The organism is Limnohabitans sp. B9-3 (assembly GCF_002778325.1).
GTDB lineage: Bacteria > Pseudomonadota > Gammaproteobacteria > Burkholderiales > Burkholderiaceae_C > Limnohabitans > Limnohabitans kasalickyi.
In genome coordinates this window covers 132738-151666 of sequence record NZ_NESI01000006.1, presented here as the reverse complement: position 1 = coordinate 151666, position 18929 = coordinate 132738, and the positions used below count along the sequence as shown (strand labels likewise).

The 18929-nt window shown below is 53.8% G+C and carries 17 protein-coding genes; 10 read left to right on the top strand and 7 right to left on the bottom strand.

The features are described 5' to 3' along the window. Positions 1 to 3: 3 nt before the first annotated feature. On the top strand, positions 4 to 711 hold the full coding sequence (locus tag B9Z42_RS10920) for a transcriptional regulator NanR (RefSeq protein WP_100133423.1): 708 nt from the start codon (positions 4 to 6) through the stop codon (positions 709 to 711). Then, complete coding sequence (locus tag B9Z42_RS10915) at positions 708 to 1796, top strand: MBL fold metallo-hydrolase (protein WP_100133422.1); 1089 nt, start codon at positions 708 to 710, stop codon at positions 1794 to 1796. The genes B9Z42_RS10920 and B9Z42_RS10915 overlap by 4 nt, the downstream gene beginning before the upstream one ends. Here B9Z42_RS10915 and B9Z42_RS10910 read toward each other — a convergent pair. Next, positions 1793 to 2752 carry a LysR substrate-binding domain-containing protein gene (locus B9Z42_RS10910; protein ID WP_100133420.1) on the bottom strand — a complete coding sequence of 320 codons (960 nt, stop codon included), beginning with the start codon at positions 2750 to 2752 and terminating at the stop codon, positions 1793 to 1795. The genes B9Z42_RS10915 and B9Z42_RS10910 overlap by 4 nt on opposite strands. Before the next feature lie 107 nt (positions 2753 to 2859). On the opposite strand from B9Z42_RS10910, the gene B9Z42_RS10905 reads away from it, so the two are divergent. Together B9Z42_RS10905 and B9Z42_RS10900 are read left to right on the top strand one after the other, a co-directional pair. Beyond that, complete coding sequence (locus B9Z42_RS10905) at positions 2860 to 3843, top strand: tripartite tricarboxylate transporter substrate binding protein (protein WP_100133506.1); 984 nt, start codon at positions 2860 to 2862, stop codon at positions 3841 to 3843. A 3-nt stretch (positions 3844 to 3846) separates the two neighbouring features. Then, positions 3847 to 5361 (top strand): UxaA family hydrolase, encoded by a 1515-nt coding sequence (locus B9Z42_RS10900; protein WP_100133419.1) that lies wholly within the window; start codon positions 3847 to 3849, stop codon positions 5359 to 5361. A 50-nt stretch (positions 5362 to 5411) separates the two neighbouring features. Here B9Z42_RS10900 and B9Z42_RS10895 read toward each other — a convergent pair whose 3' ends face one another. The 5 genes from B9Z42_RS10895 to B9Z42_RS10875 form a co-directional block, all read right to left on the bottom strand. Then, positions 5412 to 7076, bottom strand: a complete 1665-nt coding sequence (locus B9Z42_RS10895) for an FAD-dependent oxidoreductase (RefSeq protein WP_100133418.1) — start codon at positions 7074 to 7076, stop codon at positions 5412 to 5414. A 7-nt stretch (positions 7077 to 7083) separates the two neighbouring features. After that, the gene (locus tag B9Z42_RS10890; protein ID WP_100133417.1) at positions 7084 to 8073 is read right to left on the bottom strand and encodes a tripartite tricarboxylate transporter substrate binding protein; all 990 of its coding nucleotides are present in this window, start codon (positions 8071 to 8073) and stop codon (positions 7084 to 7086) included. Beyond that, on the bottom strand, positions 8070 to 9728 hold the full coding sequence (locus B9Z42_RS10885) for an FAD-dependent oxidoreductase (RefSeq protein WP_100133505.1): 1659 nt from the start codon (positions 9726 to 9728) through the stop codon (positions 8070 to 8072). The genes B9Z42_RS10890 and B9Z42_RS10885 overlap by 4 nt, the downstream gene beginning before the upstream one ends. A 126-nt stretch (positions 9729 to 9854) precedes the next feature. Further along, positions 9855 to 10637, bottom strand: coding sequence for an SDR family NAD(P)-dependent oxidoreductase (locus tag B9Z42_RS10880; protein ID WP_100133416.1), 783 nt, complete (start codon positions 10635 to 10637; stop codon positions 9855 to 9857). A gap of 30 nt (positions 10638 to 10667) precedes the next feature. Further along, positions 10668 to 11435 (bottom strand): class II aldolase/adducin family protein, encoded by a 768-nt coding sequence (locus tag B9Z42_RS10875; protein ID WP_100133415.1) that lies wholly within the window; start codon positions 11433 to 11435, stop codon positions 10668 to 10670. A 137-nt stretch (positions 11436 to 11572) separates the two neighbouring features. On the opposite strand from B9Z42_RS10875, the gene B9Z42_RS10870 reads away from it, so the two are divergent. Continuing rightward, the gene (locus tag B9Z42_RS10870) at positions 11573 to 12457 is read left to right on the top strand and encodes a DMT family transporter (RefSeq protein ID WP_100133414.1); all 885 of its coding nucleotides are present in this window, start codon (positions 11573 to 11575) and stop codon (positions 12455 to 12457) included. 51 nt (positions 12458 to 12508) lie between these two features. On the opposite strand, the gene bchC (B9Z42_RS10865) is transcribed toward B9Z42_RS10870, so the two are convergent. Beyond that, positions 12509 to 13459 carry a chlorophyll synthesis pathway protein BchC gene (bchC, locus tag B9Z42_RS10865; protein ID WP_100133413.1) on the bottom strand — a complete coding sequence of 317 codons (951 nt, stop codon included), beginning with the start codon at positions 13457 to 13459 and terminating at the stop codon, positions 12509 to 12511. Between the two features lie 158 nt (positions 13460 to 13617). Here bchC (B9Z42_RS10865) and B9Z42_RS10860 point away from each other — a divergent pair, with 158 nt between their 5' ends. From B9Z42_RS10860 to B9Z42_RS10840, 5 genes are all read left to right on the top strand, one after another. Next, positions 13618 to 14586 (top strand): alpha/beta fold hydrolase, encoded by a 969-nt coding sequence (locus tag B9Z42_RS10860; RefSeq protein ID WP_100133412.1) that lies wholly within the window; start codon positions 13618 to 13620, stop codon positions 14584 to 14586. A gap of 184 nt (positions 14587 to 14770) precedes the next feature. Next, on the top strand, positions 14771 to 15718 hold the full coding sequence (locus B9Z42_RS10855) for a polyprenyl synthetase family protein (protein ID WP_100133411.1): 948 nt from the start codon (positions 14771 to 14773) through the stop codon (positions 15716 to 15718). 8 nt (positions 15719 to 15726) lie between these two features. Beyond that, entirely contained in the window at positions 15727 to 16902 is a 1176-nt protein-coding gene (locus tag B9Z42_RS10850; RefSeq protein WP_233203611.1) for an acetylserotonin O-methyltransferase, read from the top strand. 61 nt (positions 16903 to 16963) lie between these two features. Next, positions 16964 to 17917: a chlorophyll synthesis pathway protein BchC gene (gene bchC, locus B9Z42_RS10845; RefSeq protein WP_100133409.1), complete on the top strand. Its 954-nt coding sequence runs from the start codon at positions 16964 to 16966 to the stop codon at positions 17915 to 17917. After that, a complete protein-coding gene (locus B9Z42_RS10840; RefSeq protein WP_100133407.1) occupies positions 17914 to 18924 on the top strand; it encodes a chlorophyllide a reductase iron protein subunit X in 1011 nt (336 codons plus the stop codon). Before bchC (B9Z42_RS10845) ends, B9Z42_RS10840 begins: the two co-directional genes overlap by 4 nt. Positions 18925 to 18929: the final 5 nt, after the last annotated feature.

Here is an 18929-nt window from a genome sequence, read left to right as displayed (position 1 = left end):
GCCATGACTGTTGAACCTATCCAAAGACGAAAGCTCTACCAAGAAGTACTTGATCGACTCATGCAACGCATTGAGTCCGGTGAGATCAGCCCTGGTGACCAACTGCCCTCGGAGCGTGAGTTGATGGAGGTGTATGGCGTGGGTCGCGTGGCTGTGCGCGAGGCGCTGCAAGAGTTGGCGCGTTCGGGGATTGTGGAAATTTCTCATGGCGAGCGGGCGAGGGTGGTGGTGCCCACTGCGCATTTGCTGATCGATCAAATTGCTGGCGGCGCTCGCCATTTGTTACGTATGCAGCCTGAAACGCTGGATCATCTGAAAGAAGCGCGGCTGTTTTTAGAAACCGGTATGGTCAAGCTCGCTGCTGAAAAAGCCACACCCGATGACGTGCTGAGGCTGCAAGCGCGACAAGCAGACCACCGAGCTTCCATGGTCAATTTGGATCAGTTCATGAAAAAAGACATGGCTTTTCATCGCGAGATTGCCCGCATCACCGGCAACCCGATTTTCCCGGCCATCGTGGAGGCTTTGTTTGGCTGGGCCAGTGCGTATTACCAGTCCATTGTTCGTGCGCCAGGTGCCGAAGAGCTCACCTTGGCGGAGCATCAAAAAATTATCGATGCGATTGCCGCCCATGATGTGCCAGGGGCTGTCAAGGCCATGACCGATCACCTGACTCGCGCAAGCGACTTATACCGGCAAGCTAACTTATGACTGAAGTCACACCGCCGCGCGATCGGCTTGAAAAGCCCACACTTGTCTACCCGTTTGAGAAAGTCCCAGAAGTGGGGCAGGTGATTGAAGTTGCCCCCGGCGTGGTGTGGATGCGCATGCCTTTGCCCATCACGCTCAATCACATCAATGTGTGGGGCATTGAAGACGACAACGGCTGGGCCATCGTAGACACGGGCATGCAGACCGAGGCGAACCTGAGCGCTTGGCGTCAAATCTTTGCCAACGCCACGGAGCAACGGCCGTTGACCCGAGTTTTTGTGACGCACATGCACCCTGACCATGTGGGCATTGCGGGTTGGTTGACGCGCAAATTCAAATGCCGCTTGTGGATGACGCGACTTGAGTATTTGAATTGCCGTGTGCTCGCTGCTGATTCTGGGCGCCAAGCGCCTGAGGATGCCTTGGCGTTTTATCGTCGGGCGGGTTGGTCGGGCGCTGCCATTGAAAACTACCAAGCCCGCTTCGGGAATTTTGGGAAGTACATCCATGCCTTACCTGAAAGTTACCGCCGCATCAAAGACTGCGAGCGCATTCAAATTGGGCAACACACTTGGCGGGTGATTGTGGGGACTGGGCATTCGCCCGAGCACGCGTGTTTGTATTGCGAAGATCGCAAGCTCTTGATTTCTGGCGATCAAGTGCTGCCACGCATTTCGTCCAACGTGTCGGTGCATCCCACTGAGCCGGATGCCAACCCCATGCAAGAGTGGTTGGCGTCATTGGCCAAGCTCAAGCAGGAAGTGCCCGATGATGTGCTGGTGCTGCCTTCGCATAACGAGTGCTTTCGCGGTTTGCATGCCCGACTTGATTACTTGGCCTTGGCCCAAGTACGCACGCTGGAGCGCTTGCGTCAAAGTTTGAAACAGCCCAAACGCGTGGTCGATGTTTTCACCACCTTGTTTGGCCGCAGCATCGACGAAACCGATGCTGGTTTGCTCAACCTCGCCACTGGCGAGAGTGTCGCTTGCCTCAATTACCTGTTGCACCAAGGCGCAGTGACGCGCATCTTGAACGAGGCAGGCGTCGCGTTGTATCAAGCGAGGTCTGCTGAAGGGCTTCCCTAAGAAAATTGGCGAATTCGCTCACTCTTTCGTTTTTTGGCCACAGCCCGCAAGCACGTCATCAAGGTTTGCGTGGTGAGTGATATTTTTTGCCCTCGCATGGTGATCAGCCCCACCGGCGGTAAGTCCATCGAGAGAGAGATAGGCAACACTTTGAATAAGCCTTCTTTTTGAAAATGCTGACCCACACCATGCGCTACGAAACCCACGGCTTGTTGATCACGTACCGCGCACAAAATGGCTAAAAAAGACGCGCTTTCAATCAAATCGCTGGGTGGGTTCAGCCCGTGTCTGTGAAACGTTTGCTCCAGTTTGATTCTGGAGGATGCCCAGGGCGGAGGCACCACCCAAGCCTGTTGGGCGAGGTGTTGCCAGGTGATTTTTTTGTGTTGTGTCAGAGGATGGTCCGGCTTGACCACCAAGCACATAGGCTCTTGGTACAGCGGCTCGGTGTCCAAATCGGGCGCTGCATAACCTGGTTCCAGACGGCCCACCAGCAGATCAAGTTCACCTCTTCTTAAACGAGGCAGTAATCGTGTGAGGTCGCCTTCTTCCACCATCACGCGCATTTGTGCAGCTTGTTTTTTGACTTTTTCAATGGCTGGGCTGAGCAAGGTGGGCATTGCCACCACCATCGCACCCACATGGGTTCGACCTGAGGCACCCGTTGATGCGGAGGTGATGTCTTCCTTGGTGCGTTCGAACTCGCTGAGCACGGTGCGTGCAAAGCGCACCACGCTTTCGCCTTGTGGCGTAGGTTCGGTGCCGCGTGTGGAGCGTGTGAACAGCGTGAGGTCAAACAAACGCTCAATCTCTGCCAACGTTTTAGACACTGCGGGTTGCGTGATGGCGAGAAATTCTGCCGTCTTGCCTAAATGCCTCAATTGATCCAAGGCCACCAAGAGTTGCAAGTGCTTGAGTTTGAGGTTGGATCGTAGAACGCGGTCTATGCTGTTCATAGGATTTGAATAGTTGCCATTTTTGTTATGAATACAGTCGTATTTTTCATTAGATGGTAATGGATAAAAAGGTAAAAATGACGGCATACCTACAGGAGACACATCGCATGAACAACACCCGACGTCAATTCGGCAAGACAGTTTTTTGCCTCGCCGCCAGCCCCTTGGTTTTTTCTTTGCCCAGCCAAGCTGCGGCCTATCCCGAAAAGCCCATCACCTTCATTTGTCCATGGCCTGCGGGCGGTACGGCGGATCAAACCATGCGTGCGCTGTGCGCAGCAGCAGGCAAGGAGTTAGGGCAAGCTGTGGTCGTGGACAACAAGGTGGGCGCCTCAGGCATGATCGGTTTGAAAGCGATGGCCAATGCCAAGCCTGACGGTTACACGATTGGTCAAATTCCCATCTCGGTCACACGCTTCTCTCAGTTGGGTTCGGTGGCGATTGATCCATTGAAAGATTTGACTTACCTAGCGCGTACGTCAGGTCAAACCTTTGGCATGGCGACTTTGGCGAACGGCCGTTGGAAAACGCTGCAAGAACTGGTGGCTGACGCACGTGCCAACCCCGGAAAGATCACTTATGCACACGCGGGCGTTGGCGGTGCCACACATGTCGGCATGGAAGAGTTCGCCATGTCTGCAGGCATCAAGTTCAACCACATTCCTTTCAAGGGCGGTGCAGATGCGCTGCAGGCCGTATTAGGTGGCCATGTGGACGTGTTGGTTGATTCGTCCTCTTGGGCCCCCCATGTGGAGGCCGGAAAAATGCGTTTGTTGGCCACTTGGGGCGAGCAGCGCGTGAGTCGTTTCAAAGAGGTTCCCACCTTGAAGGATGCAGGTTTCAATGTGGTGGTCGATGCGCCCAACGGTATTGGTGCGCCCAAAGGTTTAGATCTCGTAGTCGCCATGCGGTTGCGTCAAGCGTTTCGTGTGGCCGTTGCCAGCGATGAATTTAAGCAGGCGTGCGAAAAAATTGATGCACCCGTGCTGTATTTAGATGGCCCTGATTACGAGAGCTATGTGGCACAGGTCTACAAAAAAGAAACCGTGTTGATTGATAAATTGAAACTCAAAGAACTGGTGAAAAACTAAGCTATGCCATTGATCCGTCTTCACGCCAACGACAGTGTCTTGATCGCCAAACGACCGCTCAGCTTGGGTGAGCACGTCGATGCATGGGGCGTCAAAGTTAAAGCGCAGGTGCCAGCGGGCCACAAGATTGCCTTACGTGCCATCGCAGCGGGTGAGCGAATTCTCAAGTACAACACCGAAATTGGTGTGGCCACCCGCGACATTGCGGCGGGCGAGCATGTGCATGGACACAACTTGGCTTTGGCCGATTTTTACCACGACCCCGCTTTTGGCGTTGATGTGAAGCCGGTGGCGATATTGCCCATATCAGAGCAAGCGCGTTTCATGGGGTACATGCGGCCAGATGGTCGTGTGGGGACGCGAAATTTCATTGGTATTTTTTCATCGGTCAATTGTTCCGCCACGGTGATTCACAAAATTGCGGCTTATTTCACGCCAGAGCGTTTGAGACCGTATCCCAACATCGACGGAGTGGTTGCGTTTGCGCAAACCACAGGCTGCGGCATGGCCTCACCGAGCCCGCACTTTGATTTGCTACGCCGCACGATTGCGGGTTATGTACGCCACCCTAACTTGGCCGGCGCATTGATCGTTGGCTTGGGGTGTGAGCGCAATCAAGTGGCTGACTTGGTGGCTTCGCAAGCGCTTCGTCCCAGTGAGTTGATGCAAACCTTGGTCATGCAAGAGGTGGGGGGCACCCGCGCTACGATTGAAGCAGGCATTGCCGCTGTTGAACGCATGCTGGCGGCTGCTAATGATGTGAAGCGCGAATCTGTCTCTGCCAGCCATTTGTCTATTGGTTTGGAGTGCGGTGGCTCGGATGGCTTCTCCGGCATCACGTGCAACCCGGCGTTGGGTGCAGCGATGGACATTTTGGTGCGTCACGGCGGCACCGCTATTTTGTCGGAGACACCTGAAATTCACGGGGTCGAGCACATGCTCACTCGGCGTGCCGTGACGCCCGAGGTAGGCCAAAAACTGTTGGACAAATTGGCTTGGTGGACGCAATACACCCGCGGCACGAATGTGCAATTCAACGGCGTGGTGGGGCACGGTAACCAGCAAGGCGGGTTGGCTAATATTTTTGAGAAGTCGTTGGGTTCCGCCATGAAGGCTGGTTCAACGCCCTTGCAAGCGTTTTACGAATACGCCGAGCCAATCACGCACAAGGGCTTTGTGTTCATGGACTCTCCGGGCTACGACCCTGTGGCGGTGACCGGTCAAATTGCCAGCGGTGCAAATTTGATTTGTTTCACCACGGGGCGCGGGTCGATGTTTGGCTCACGTCCCGCACCCACCATCAAGCTCGCCAGCAACACGGAGATGTTTACCCGTCTTGAGGAAGACATGGACATCAACTGCGGTCGTATCTTGGATGGCGAAGCGACGGTGCAGGAAATGGGGCAACTCATTTTTGAGGACCTTCTCAAGCATGCTTCAGGCGAGCCGACCAAGAGCGAGCTTTTAGATTTGGGTAACCATGAATTCGTGCCATGGCATTTGGGCGTGGTGAGCTGAATTGACGGCTTGGTTGTTTCGATTGAATAGGGCTTGAGGCGCACGCATGCTCAAGCCGAATCATTGACAAAACCTCGCAAGCGCGCAACCAGTTGAGATACATCATCGGCAGGCAACTGCTGACCGCGCCACACCACATGTTGATCTGCACGGCAGAGCACCAAGGGGTGTTGGTAGATCTCGGGTGGCGCGTCTTGCGGTTTGATGTTCAACAAGGTGAGTGGCACGCCTTGAGCCTTGGCCTCATCCATGAAGGTGTGTACATCAGACTGAGGTGCAAAGCGCAGCAAGGTGTAGCCAGGACCGAAAGCGTCATACAGCGAGCGACCATCGTGTAGCCAAAAGTGGGGCGCTCGGCACCCGGGCACGGTGGATGGCGTGAAACTACCCATGGTGTAGGGCGGAGGTGCTTCTTGGTCGGCAACGATGAGCGTGGAGTCGTTGTAGTAGTAGCCAAAGTTCAAGCCGGCGCAGCAAAACTGTTGCACGTTGAGTTCGTAGGCTTCGCGCCCAATGTCTTCACGGGCCTTGGCGCCTTGCGCGTCGTTGGCTTCGATGTTGGCAGGCACAGCGCGTCGTGCTTTGATCATTTTTTGCGCGTGGTCCATCGCAAAATTCGAGACTTGTTCGGTGATCGGTTGACGCTCGGCCTCGTAAGCATCGAGGATGCTTGTTGCGCCCCAGCCTTGCACGCGTGCAGCCAGCAACCAGGCCAGGTGGACAGCATCGGCAATGCCGGCGTTCATGCCGTAACCTGCGTAGGGCACCCACAAATGGGCAGCGTCTCCAGCAATGAACACGTTGCGGTCGCGAAACCGATTGGCCACCAAACGTCGACCCACCCAGTCTTCTTTGCTGATGATCTCGTACTCAAAGTCCTGATCGACACCCAAGATGTGGCGTATGGAGGCATCGCGATCGACCGAGTCAAACTCAGGCTCGTCGGGATTCAAGTGGTTGTGCACCAACCATTTTTCTTGGCCATCGATGGCAAAGGCAGTGCCGCAGCGGTCGGGGTTGACCGAGTAGTAGCACCAAGCAGGTTTGCCCGGCATCAAGCCCAGCAGCTGAGGGGCTCGGATGTAAGTGGATTGCACGCGTTGAATGACGGCTGTGCCTTCAAGTTGCGCGCCCATTTGCTTGCGAACATTCGAGCTACCGCCATCACAACCGACCATGTAGCGTGCATGGATGTGTTGTGTGCTTTGGTCGTCGAGGTTGAGCAGCTCTGCATGCACGCCGTCATCGTCTTGTGTGAACTGGGTGACTTGTGTTCGGTTGAGCAAGGTTATGTTGTCCAAGCTTGCCGTGTGATGCAACAAGATGGGTTCAAGGAAAATTTGGTTGATACGATGTGGCGGCTCTGCCGTGGGCCACCAAGCATCGGGCCCCTCAGTTTCTGTGTAACGGTCTTCTCGACAGGGAATGGGAATGCGGGTGAGCTCTTCGCCCGTCATGCGGGTGCGAAACACCACGTCGTTGGGGTAATCGCTGGGCAAGCCTGCCTCTCGCACAGCCTTGGCCACGCCCAAACGGCGAAACTGCTCCATGGTGCGCGCTGACACATGGTTGCATTTGACGTTGGGTGGTTCTGCGTAGTGGCGAATTTCGGCGATGGTGACTTTGACGCCACGTCCAGCCAAATCCATGGCCAAGGTTAGGCCAACGGGGCCGGCGCCGACGATCAACACGTCGGTGTGCAAGGTAGTGCTCATGTGCAGATCATTCGATTTTGATGTTGGCCGTCTTAATGACTTTGGCCCATTTTTGCGATTCAGATTTGATATAGGCCTCAAAAGCCTCTACCGAACTGGGTGCGGGTTCGACGCCCAGATTTCTCATGCTGGTTTTGATGGCGTCGTCGTTCAGTGCGGCGGTGATCTCGCTATTCATGCGCGCGACGATAGCGCTTGGTGTGCCTGCGGGTGCCACCATGCCAAACCAGCCCGTCGAGTCGTAACCTGTGAGTCCGGATTCAGACAAGGTGGGCACATCGGGTAGGGAGCTCAAGCGTTGCAAGCTGGTCACGGCATAAGCGGTGAGCTTGCCCGCTTTGATGTGTTGCAGTGAAGCTGGCAAATCCACAATCGCCAAAGGAACTTGCCCAGAAAGCACGTCCATGGCCGCTGGACCTGAACCTTTGTAAGGGATTTCAACCAATTTCATGTCGCTCATTTGGTTGAGCAAAGCAGAGGACAAGTGCATGGCTGTGCCGTTGCCACCGTGGGCAATCGACAACTTTCCCGGATTCAATTTGGCGTACGCCATGAGCTCGTTGAACGTCTTTGCGGGCAGTCCTGGTTGGCCAATCAACACAAAAGGAATGGCGGCCACCATGCTGATGGGTTTGAGGTCTTTGACGGGGTCAAACGGCATTTGCGCATACAAACTGGCATTGGCAGACAAGCCACCTGCGGCACCAATCCCAAGGGTGTAGCCGTCCGCGGGGGCTTTGGCCACCAAGTTCAAACCAATGTTGCCACCCGCACCCGGACGGTTGTCGATCACCACTTGCTGGCCCAGTTTGTCGTTCAATCGAGGCACGAGCATGCGCAGCACGACATCGGTGCTGCCACCGGGAGGAAAGGTGACGACCATCCGAACGGGCTTGGCTGGGTAGTCCGTTTTTTGCGCATGCGCGCCCATCGTTGTGAATAGCAAGGCGGTGATGCCGCAGAGCAAAAGCCGAAAATTTTGTCGATGCGATGTCATGCGAGTTCCTTCGTTGTGCCACTGATCAAGTCGAGGAGGGCGTGTAAGTTGTTGGGGAGTGTGTTGCCGCGCCAAGCCACATGCTGATCTGGCCGAGACAAGACCAAGGCTTCTTTGTAGATGAGGTGTGCTGCTTCGCCTGTGATGTCGACCAAACGCAGCGGTATGCCACGTGCTTTGGCTTCGTCTAACAAGATGCTGACATCGATCGAGGGATCCGTGCGCAACAAGCTGTAGTCGTCGCCCATGGCGTCGTACAAGGACTGACCGCTGTCCATCCAAACGTGCGGTGTACGACAGCCTGGCACAGTTGACGGTGTGAATTGGTACATGGAGTAGCCGGGTTGGGCTTCACCGTCATAGGCAATCAGGTTGGACGCATCGTAGAAGTATCCAAAGTTCAAGCCCGCACAGCAATACTGCTGCACGTTCAAGTCATAAAGTTTTTGTCCGGTACGAGTGCGCAGCGCCTCACCGTTTGTGCCTATTTCCTCAAGGCCGTCGGGAACGGCTTCGCGTTCTTTTTGCAGTGCAATAGCATGGTTCATGGCGAAGCGCGAGACTTGTTCGGTGATGGGCTTTCTCTCACGTTCATAAGCATCCAAGATGCCAGCACCTGCCCAGCCATTGAGGTGTGCAGCCAACAACCAAGATAAGTTCATGGCGTCGGCAATACCTGCGTTCATGCCGTAGCCGGCCATAGGAATCCAAAGGTGAGCCGAGTCTCCGCAAATGAAAACGCGTCGGTCTCTGAATTTGTCGGCTACCAAGCGGCGGCCTACCCAGTCTTCGTTGGCCAAGATCTCGTATTGAAAATCTTCACCCACACCCAGAATTTGTCGAATAGCCCAATCACGGTCGACCGAATCAAATTCGGTTTCGTTTTCTAGGAGGTAGTTGTGAATCAACCAAGTCTCTTGCCCGTCGATGGCGTATACGTTGCCACAGCGTCTAGGGTTGAGTGAGAAGGTCGCCCAAGCAGGCGCGACTTTCAAATATTTAATCAGTTCTGGTGCGCGGATGTAGGTGGATTGCACACGGCCCACCACGTCCACACCTTCCAGCTTGGCCCCAATTTTTTGGCGTGTGCTGGACCTGCCGCCGTCACAGCCGACCATGTATTGGCAACGGATCGACACCAAATCGCCTGAATCCAAATGATGGCCTAGCGCAGTGACACCCTCGTCGTCTTGGGTGAAATCATCGATGCAGGTTCGATTCAGGATTTTCACGTTTGGCAAGCTCGCCACATGTTCAAAAAGGATGGGTTCGAGATAAATTTGGTTGATGCGGTGCGGTGGCTCTGGGGTGGGCCAGTTGCCATCGGGTCCATCAATGTCTGTGAAGCGATCCCGGCGGCAGGGAATGGAAATGCGCGACAACTCCATGCCCGTGAAGGACGTGCGATAAGCCACGTCGTGTGGGTAGTCTGCAGGCAAACCGCTACTGCGAATTTTTTGAGCTACGCCCAGGCGCCTGAAAATCTCCATCGTGCGGGCTGACACGTGGTTGCACTTGACACTAGGCGCTTGACCACGGTGGCGGGTTTCCACCACGATCACTTCAACGCCGCGTTGAGCCAAATCCATCGCCAAGCTCAGGCCAACGGGACCCGCGCCAATGATCAAAACGGGGGATTTTTCTGTTTGCGTCATGTGCACGTCCAAGGATGTAAATGTTGTGTGACGTGGAAAATCATATGGAAGACTTGGCGTCGCTGTTCTAGGTGATTACCTAGCTGGTTGCCTTAGCAAGCTCGGGCCATTTATGGAGTGAAGGGTTCAAGTCAGCACCATGCCACCATCCATTTGAATGGATTGGCCGGTGATGCCTGTGGCATCTGGCGAGGCTAAAAAGACCGCCATGGCTGCAATTTCTTGCGGCCTCATCATGCGACCTAAGGGGACCCGAGAGAGTGCAGATTTTTCAAAATCTTCAATCGACGTTCCTGCGCTTTGTGAGGCTTGGGCTTTGAGTTCGTCCAGCATGTCGGTCTCGACAAAACCGGGGCAAATCGCATTGACGGTCACTTGATGTGGACTCGCTTCAAGTGCCACACAACGGGTGAGGCCCACAACCGCATGCTTGCTGACGTTGTAAGCGCTTTGGTTGCGCGAGCCCCATTTACCTGCCGTAGACGCAATGTTGATGATGCTGCCTTTTTTCTGTTCCTGCATATGGGGCAGACAGGCTTGTGTGAAGTGCAGAACCCCAAATAGATTGACATCGAGCATGTCTTGAAAGTCTTGGGCACTGAAATCTAAAAAAGGTTTGGAGCGGTAAACACCCGCGTTGTTGACCAAGATGTCAATTTGTCCAAACTTACTTTTGGCGGCCGCAACGGCTTGTAAGCAAGCTTCTCTGTTTGTGACGTCGATTGCCTGCGTCATCACGTGTGAAGCGTCCAAAGTTAGGTTCGCTGCCAAGTCGTCCAAAGCTGTTTTGTTTCTTGCGACCAAACACAAGGATGCGCCTTCACTGGCAAAGGCTTGAGCGATGCTCAAACCAATGCCTCTGCTTGCCCCCGTCACGATGGCAACGCGACCACTCAAACGTTTTTGCATAAATTCCTTTTGCAATGGCGGGCAAAGGCGTCAGTCTGCGTAGCCAGGATTGATGCGGTCTAGCACGCGCATCATGGCTTCAAAGTAAAGCTTTTCCCGCTCAGTTCTAGAGTAGCTATCGTCTTTGCTGGGCGTGCGGACTTTCTCAATCACATGCTCTTCCAAGATATGAATGGGCTGACCTGTGCTCATCGCCAGCACTTGTGTTCTGCAAGCTTTTTCAAGCTTGTAGAGCAAACGGTAGGCCTGTGCCACGGTGTCTCCAACGGTGATGACGCCGTGATTTTTCAAGAACATGACGGACTTACCATCCAGCAGAGAAGCCAATCGTTCGCCTTCGTTGAGAGAGGCTGCTAGCCCGGTGTAGGTGTCGTCATAGGCAATTCGTCCATGAAAAAACGCAGCCGTTTGGGTCGCGGGCAGCAGGCGGTTGTCTTTGAGCATATTGAGTGCAAGAGCCCACGGCTGATGGGTATGTAAGACCACTTTGGCACCCGAGATTCGGTGCAGTGGTGCGTGAATGCTGCGAGCTGAGAGTTCGACCACGCCTTTGCCCTCAAGCGTGTCACCGGCTTCATTGAAAACCATGAGGTTGCTGGCGCTGGCTTCTGACCAGTGCGTACCAAATGGCAAAACCATGTATTGATCTTCGCGCCCCGGAACGCTGACTGTGAAATGGTTGTCAATGCCCTCGTCAAAACCATCATGGACTGCCAGTCGCAAAGCCGCTGCCAAATGAATTTTGGTTTGCCGGATGACCTCGGAATGGGTTTGGGTGGGCAGTGCGTGAACGGTCATGATTTACCTTTCTAAAAAGCGTTGGGCGTGGTGACATGTGTCAGTGGTGAATCATGGCCTGATGTGGATGCTTCTTGGGTGGCGCTTGATGCCTAGGTGACAATGGCCAGCTGTCCCGATCCACTACAACCAGGCGCATGTCAAACCTTTTCACAGATACAGCCCGTCACCGTCAAATTGGCATTGCTTTGGTGACAGCCACGACGCTGATGTTTGCCGTGTTGGACACCAGCGCCAAATGGTTGGTGCAAAGCTTGCCTGTTTTACAAGTGGTTTGGTTGAGGTTTTTGTTTCATACACTTTTCACCGCAGCGGCTTTCATGCCATTCATGGGCCCACGGTTGTTCGTCGTCACCAATCCACGGTTGCAATTGTTGCGGGGTGTGATGTTGGTTTCAATGACGATACTGAACTTTTTTGCTTTGCAGTATTTGCAATTGGCTGAGACTGGCGCTGTTCAGTTTTCTGTTCCTCTCCTGATCGCCTTGGTCTCCGCATGTTTTCTAGGAGAGCGACTCGATGCCAAGCGATGGACTGCGATTGGCGTTGGATTTTTAGGTGTTCTGGTCATCATCCGCCCGGGAAGTCATGCATTTCATCCAGCTATTTTTCTCAGCCTCATGAACGCATGTTTGTATGCGGGTTTTAATTTGATGACGCGTCGCTTGGCGAGCAGCGATAACCCTGTGGTCACGCAATTTACGTCTGCCGCTGTGTCAACGGTGTTGCTCGCTCCGTTTGCATTGTGGCAATGGCAGTCACCCGATGGATGGCAAACGTGGCTGATTATTCTTCTCACCGGTTTGAGTGGTGGCTTGGGACATATCGCCTCGGCGCTGGCACACCGCTATGCGACGGCTGGGGTGCTGGGCCCATTTTTGTACCAGCAAATCATTTACATGACCTTGGGTGGCTGGTTGGTCTTTGGCCAAGTGCCTGATAGCGCCGTGGGTTTGGGGGCGGGCATTGTGGTGTTGAGTGGTTTGTATTTGTTAGGGCGAGAGTTTCGTAAAACGCCCTAATTTTTGTATCGGTAAAGGCACGTCAGTGTTGCTGGATGCCACTGCGTTGCCTCACTCTGTCCAGTCGATCACCATCTTGAGGCATTGCGGATCACCAAAAGCGACTTCGTAGGCGTGCTGTGCGTTTATCGCTTTTTCAGTATGGGTGATGAGTCCATCGAGCGACAAACTGCCGTCGTGAAACATGGCCACAACGGCATCGAGATCCTGCTTTTTCCATTGTGCAGCGACACGAATGCTGGCTTCTCGCATGAAAGCGGGGGCATAGGCAAAGGACAGGTCTTGTTTATAAAACCCCGCGAGGATCACCTCGCCACCAGGTGCCATTTTTGGAATGACATGTTTCAAAATGCCTGCGTCTCCGCTGACATCACAGATGCACCGGTAATCTTTGCGCGTGTCTTCATTGGGGTGAATGACGTCATACCCCATCGCACCCGCCTGCCGCAAGGTTTGTGTTTCCCAGACCACAGGAGCCGGCTTGCCAGCCGCCACCACCATGCGCGCCAGTAGTCTTCCCATGATGCCGTGGCCAACGATCAAGTCTGGATAGGTCAACGATGCGCCTTCACGGCCCACGGTGAACACATGATGCGCGGTCGCTGCCAGTGCTAAAAGCACCCCCTTGTTCCCCAGTGAGGGGTCAAGCCGGACAGCGCGGTCGTGCGGTACCACCAAACGAGAACCTGCCCCGCCAAATAAGTTGGCAACACCTTGAAACGCATACGAGCCGGGCAAGAAGACCTGATCGCCTTTTTGCAATCCAGATACGTCAGCACCTAAGTCAACCACAGTGCCAACGGTTTCGTACCCCGGAACCAAGGGGTAAGACAAGCCAGGAAAAGGGGGCATGGTGCCATCCCATAACAAGCGCTCTGTTCCCGTGCTGATGCCACTGAACGAGACCTCGACTTCTAGATCGAGTGGCCCCATGGGCGCGAGTTCAAGTTCACGAACACGCAGAGATTGGGGAGCTTCAAAAACAATAGCTTTGGCTTTCATAACTTCAATTCTGACTTGAATCGATGGCCCTTGTCAAAGATTTCACGGCGTGTTGCGGTGGCCCGATCAACCTTACTCACCGCTTCAAATGCGGTGGTTTCAAAGTCATTAAATGCATAATGGGTTGACAAATATTGGGCTTGCAACTCTTTAACCGTATGCATAAATTACTTGATCGAGGTGGTGTTTTGTTAGCCAGTGCTTTTTTATCTGTCGGTGTTCTTTACGGGCTTTGGGCACCTGATTTGACGATGTCGGAGCTGCGCCAACGTTACGGGTCTACGTCCGAGCATGTGGTGCAAGTTGACGGATTGAATATCCATTACAAAGACACAGGCCCCAAAGATGCGCCGGTCCTTTTGCTCTTGCATGGGTTTGGTTCAAGCCTTCAGACTTGGGATGTTTGGGCCGGTAAGTTAGAACAAGATTACCGGGTCATCCGACCAGACTTGCCTGGGTTTGGTCTGACAGGCCCCAGCCCTACCCATGATTATTCTGAGCAAAACGATGTGGCTGCATTGACGCGTTTTGTGGACAAGCTGGGTTTATCCAGTTTCTCAGTGGTGGGTCACTCTATGGGCGGAAAAATGGCTTGGAGTTTGGCGGCAGCGGAGCCCGACCGGGTCAAGGCCTTGGTTTTGATGGCACCTGACGGTTTTCCTGAAACCAAAGACATTGGCACCAAGCCCTATGCGATGCCAGCCATCATGGGTGTGATCAAATTTTCTTTGCCCAAGTTTTTGGTTCGTAAATCCATTGAGTCTGCATTCTTTGACGCAAACGCACTGACCGACACCTTGGTCGATCGCTACTACGACATGTTGCGAGCGCCCGGCGTGCGCGATGCCATCTTGGACCGTGCAAACCAGACCATTTACACGGACCCCGTGCCCCGTTTGAAGAAGATTACGGCACCTACCTTGCTTATTTGGGGAGACCAAGATCAGCTGATTCCCAGCAGTAACGCTCAAAGCTATGCCAATGTTTTGGCAGTTTCGCAAACTGTGTTGTTGCCCAAGCTAGGTCACTTGATTCAGGAAGAACAACCTGAGTTGGGTTTGACGCCAGTGACTGAATTTTTAAATGCCACCTTAAAGCGCACTTCCAAAGCATCCACTGTGGATTGATGCTGGCTCACCGCCAATCTTCTTAATTTTTACCCTCACCACGAAGCGCGTATCCCCCTTTTTCAGCGCGATTGATTGGCTTCAATTGCTGCGTGTCAATTTCTATTGACAACGAAATGTGTAATGCTATATTTACACCAAGATGTGTTCTTTCATCTTGTCAAACTCGTTAAAAGGGGGCTTTATGAGTCTTTTGAACCGCGCCGAAGAGGCGCTGAAGTCACACTTTGACGCAGCCGCCGGGGCTGGGGCCCCGCCTCGATTGCAAGCTTCGATGCGTCACGCTGTGTTTTCGGGAGGCGCCAGAATTCGCCCGCAGCTCTGCTTGGCCGTGGCCACCGCGTGTGGTGATGATGCGCCTGAGTTGACCAATGCCGCAGCCGTCGCCCTAGAGTTGATGCACTGTGCGTCGTTGGTTCACGACGACATGCCAGCCTTTGACAATGCCGATTTCCGCAGGGGTTTGCCAACGGTTCACAAAGCGTTCAGTGAGCCTTTGGCGCTGTTGGCAGGGGATGGCCTGATCGTGATGGCCTATCAAGTTTTATTGAACGCAGGCCGGCATCATCCTGACCGATTGATTGCGTTGATGGACAACCTGTCGCAGGGTGTGGGGTTGCCAAACGGCATTGTGGCGGGCCAAGCTTGGGAGTGTGAATCCTCCGCTGACTTGGCGCACTACCAGCGATCCAAAACCGGTTCTTTGTTCGTTTCAGCGACGCGTGCGGGTGCGATTGCGAGTGGCCAATCGCCTAAGCCCTGGGCCTCTTTGGGGGCTTTTTTAGGCGAGGCATATCAAGTTGCAGATGACATTCGTGACGTGTTGGGTGACATCGCGATGTTGGGCAAACCTGCTGGGCAAGACAAGCTCAATGAGCGACCCAGTTCAGCGCAAGCCATGGGATTAGAGGGCGCAATTGCGCATTTTGATGCACTCATCGCCCAGGCTGGTCAGGCCATTCCAGATTGCGCTTGCAGAGACATGTTGATGCAGTTGGTCCTGCTGGAGTCGCAACGCTTGGTGCCTAAATCCATGTGCGAAGACTATCGCAAGCGTCTCGCGAGCACGAAGCCAACCAAGAAGCGGGCTTCACGCGTGATCGCCAAACATCCACAGCAAATCATTCAATGACCCGTCCTATGAACGCCGCTCGCTTACCTGATGCACTGAATGAGGTGACCTCTTGGCACGACCAAGTACTTCAGTGGTTGGAACGTATTTATGCCAGTCCTAGCCTTTACAAATGGTCGTTGAGTAATCCCGTGACGCGCTGGATTACAAAACGTCGAACACAACAAATTTTCGATTTGATGTCCGGGTTTGTCTACTCGCAAGTACTTCTTGGATGCGTTCGATTGGACCTCTTCCGAATGCTGCAACTGCGGCCTCTAGACCTCCAGCAAATTTCACTTAAAACCAAATTACCCGAAGAGGCATTGCAGCGATTGTTGTTGTCTGCCGTCTCCGTCGGTCTGCTGGAGTACCGCAGTCGTCAGCGTTTTGGATTGGGCGCTTTGGGTGTGCCCATGGCGATTCATCCAGGCATTGGAGCGATGGTTGAGCACAACCATTTGTTGTATCAGGACATGCAAGACCCATTGGCATTTCTCAACAACGCGTGGCGCGGTGGCATGGCCGAATATTGGCCCTATGCCCATGACGCACAAGCGGCAGAGCGTGTGGCCCAAGACAAGTTCAGTCGTTATTCAGACTTGATGGCGTCGTCGCAAGAATTTGTGGTTCAAGAAATTCTTGGCGCCTACTTTTTTGATGAACACCGTTGCGTGTTGGATGTGGGTGCAGGCAAGGGCCGATTTGCCAGCGAGTTGGCCTTGCACGCCAAGCACCTCGACCTTAAATTGTTTGACCTGCCACCCGTCCTTGAGTTGGCCAAGGCCACTTTTGAGAGCAAAGGTTTGCTCGATCGTTTGAGTTTGTGTCCTGGCAATTTTTTGCATGACGCATTGCCCCAAGGTGCTGATTTGGTCACTTTGGTTCGTGTGGCTCACGATCACCCAGACGATGTTGTTCAGCAGTTGTTGCGAAAAATTTATGAGGCACTGCCTGTGGGTGGAACCTTGCTTTTGGCAGAGCCCATGGCCAGGACTTATTCGCAAAGTGCCGATGGACCGACGCAGACAGATGCCTATTTCCATTTTTATTTGCTTGCCATGGGCGCCGGCCGCTTGAGAACGCCAGAAGCGTTGATGCTCATGATGAGCGAGGCGGGATTTGCCCGTGTGGAGTTGGTGCCTAACAACATGCCGATCCATGCGCAGATTCTTTTGGGACGAAAGAGTAAGTGTTTGCCCTAGTTTCTGCAAATAAATGTAAATCCAGCTTGACACATCAATTTGTAATGCAGAAAATACAGTCATGAAATCAACAGCCGTCGTTTTTGATAGACCCAAGCAATTGTCTTTGCAGGCGCTCGAGCTGCCCGAAGTCAAAGCGGGTCAATTGGAGGTGGCGGTTCAATACAGCGGCATCAGTACTGGCGCCGAGCGGATGCTGTGGGATGGCAGCATGCCTGCCTTGCCGGGTCTGGCCTATCCATTGGTCCCAGGTTTTGAAACCTTTGGACAAGTGGTCAAGGCGCACAAAGGCGCGAAGCTGAAAGAAGGCGACATGGTGTTCGTGCCTGGGGCCAATTGCTTCTCTGGTGTCAAAAGTCTGTATGGGGGTGCTGCATCCCGGTTGGTGGTGTCCGACGATCTGGTTTTGCCAGTCTCAAACCAGTTGGGTGTGGATGCTGTGATGTTGGCGCTTGCTGCCACCGCTTATCACGCCGTTTCGGGTGGTGGTGTTGGCGAGCCATTCACGCCGCCAGATTTGATCATCGGCCACGGTGTGATGGGCCGTTTGTTGGCGCGACTCACTGTGGCGGCTGGTTTTCCGGCGCCAACCGTTTGGGAATCTCGCCCAGAGGTTGCCAAAGGCGCCCAAGGTTATGACGTGATTCGTCCTGAAGACGATCCACGCAAAGACTACCAAGCCATTTATGACGTGAATGGCGATGCTGGCGTTTTGGACGACTTGATTCAGCGAATTCGTCCTGGTGGCGAAGTGGTGTTGGCTGGTTTTTACAAGCATGGCCTTCAGTTCTCTTACTCGCCTGCATTCAATCGTGAGGCTCGAATTCGGATTGCTTCCGAATGGAAAAGGGCAGATTTGTTGGCGGTGAATGAGCTGGTCAACAACGGTCAACTGTCTCTCAAGGGTTTGGTCACGCATGTCCAAGCCTTTCACTCTGCCAACGCTGCCTATGAAACGGCGTTTGGTGATGTTTCTTGTCTCAAGATGGTCCTGGACTGGAGTGCTCACGCATGAATAATCAAACAACATCCAACGAACAGACGATCCAGTTCGTGGATCGACTTCGTCAAGAGGCGGCCTTGCCAACGGAGTCGGTGAGTACCGAGGCAGTCACCAAAGAAACCCAAATCATTGCCATTTATGGCAAAGGTGGTATCGGCAAAAGCTTCACCTTGGCCAACCTCAGTTACATGATGGCCCAGCAAGGCAAAAAGGTGTTGCTGATTGGCTGTGATCCCAAGAGCGACACCACCAGTTTGTTGTTTGGTGGTCGCGCATGCCCCACCATCATTGAAACTTCTTCGAAGAAAAAATTAGCAGGTGAAGCGGTTGCCATTGGCGATGTGTGCTTCAAACGCGATGGCGTGTACGCCATGGAATTGGGCGGGCCAGAAGTGGGTCGCGGTTGCGGTGGTCGCGGCATCATCCACGGTTTTGAATTGCTAGAGAAGTTGGGTTTCCACGAGTGGGGCTTTGACTATGTGTTGCTCGACTTTTTGGGCGACGTGGTCTGTGGTGGCTTTGGTTTGCCGATTGCACGCGACATGTGCCAAAAAGTGATTGTGGTGGCCAGCAACGATTTGCAGTCCCTGTATGTGGCCAACAACGTGTGTTCAGCGGTTGAGTATTTCCGCAAGCTCGGTGGCAATGTGGGTGTGGCCGGCATGGTGATCAACCGCGACGATGGCACCGGTGAAGCTGCCAACTTTGCTGAGAAGGTGGGTATTCCTGTGTTGTCCACCATTCCTGCCAACGAAGACATTCGCAGAAAGAGCGCGAGCTACGAAATCATTGGTCGCCCTGATTCTGTGTGGGGCCCGATGTTTGCAGAGTTGGCCGCCAACGTGGCCACATCGGTGCCGATCCGTCCGAACCCGATGACGCAAGACCAGTTGTTGGGCTTGTTTGCCGCTTCAGCTGTGGGGCGCGATGTGGTGCTGGAGCCCGCCACTCAATTTGATATGTGCGGCAAGACAGACACCAGCAAGCCAACGCTTGAAGTTGTTTACGACGAAGTCTGACATTC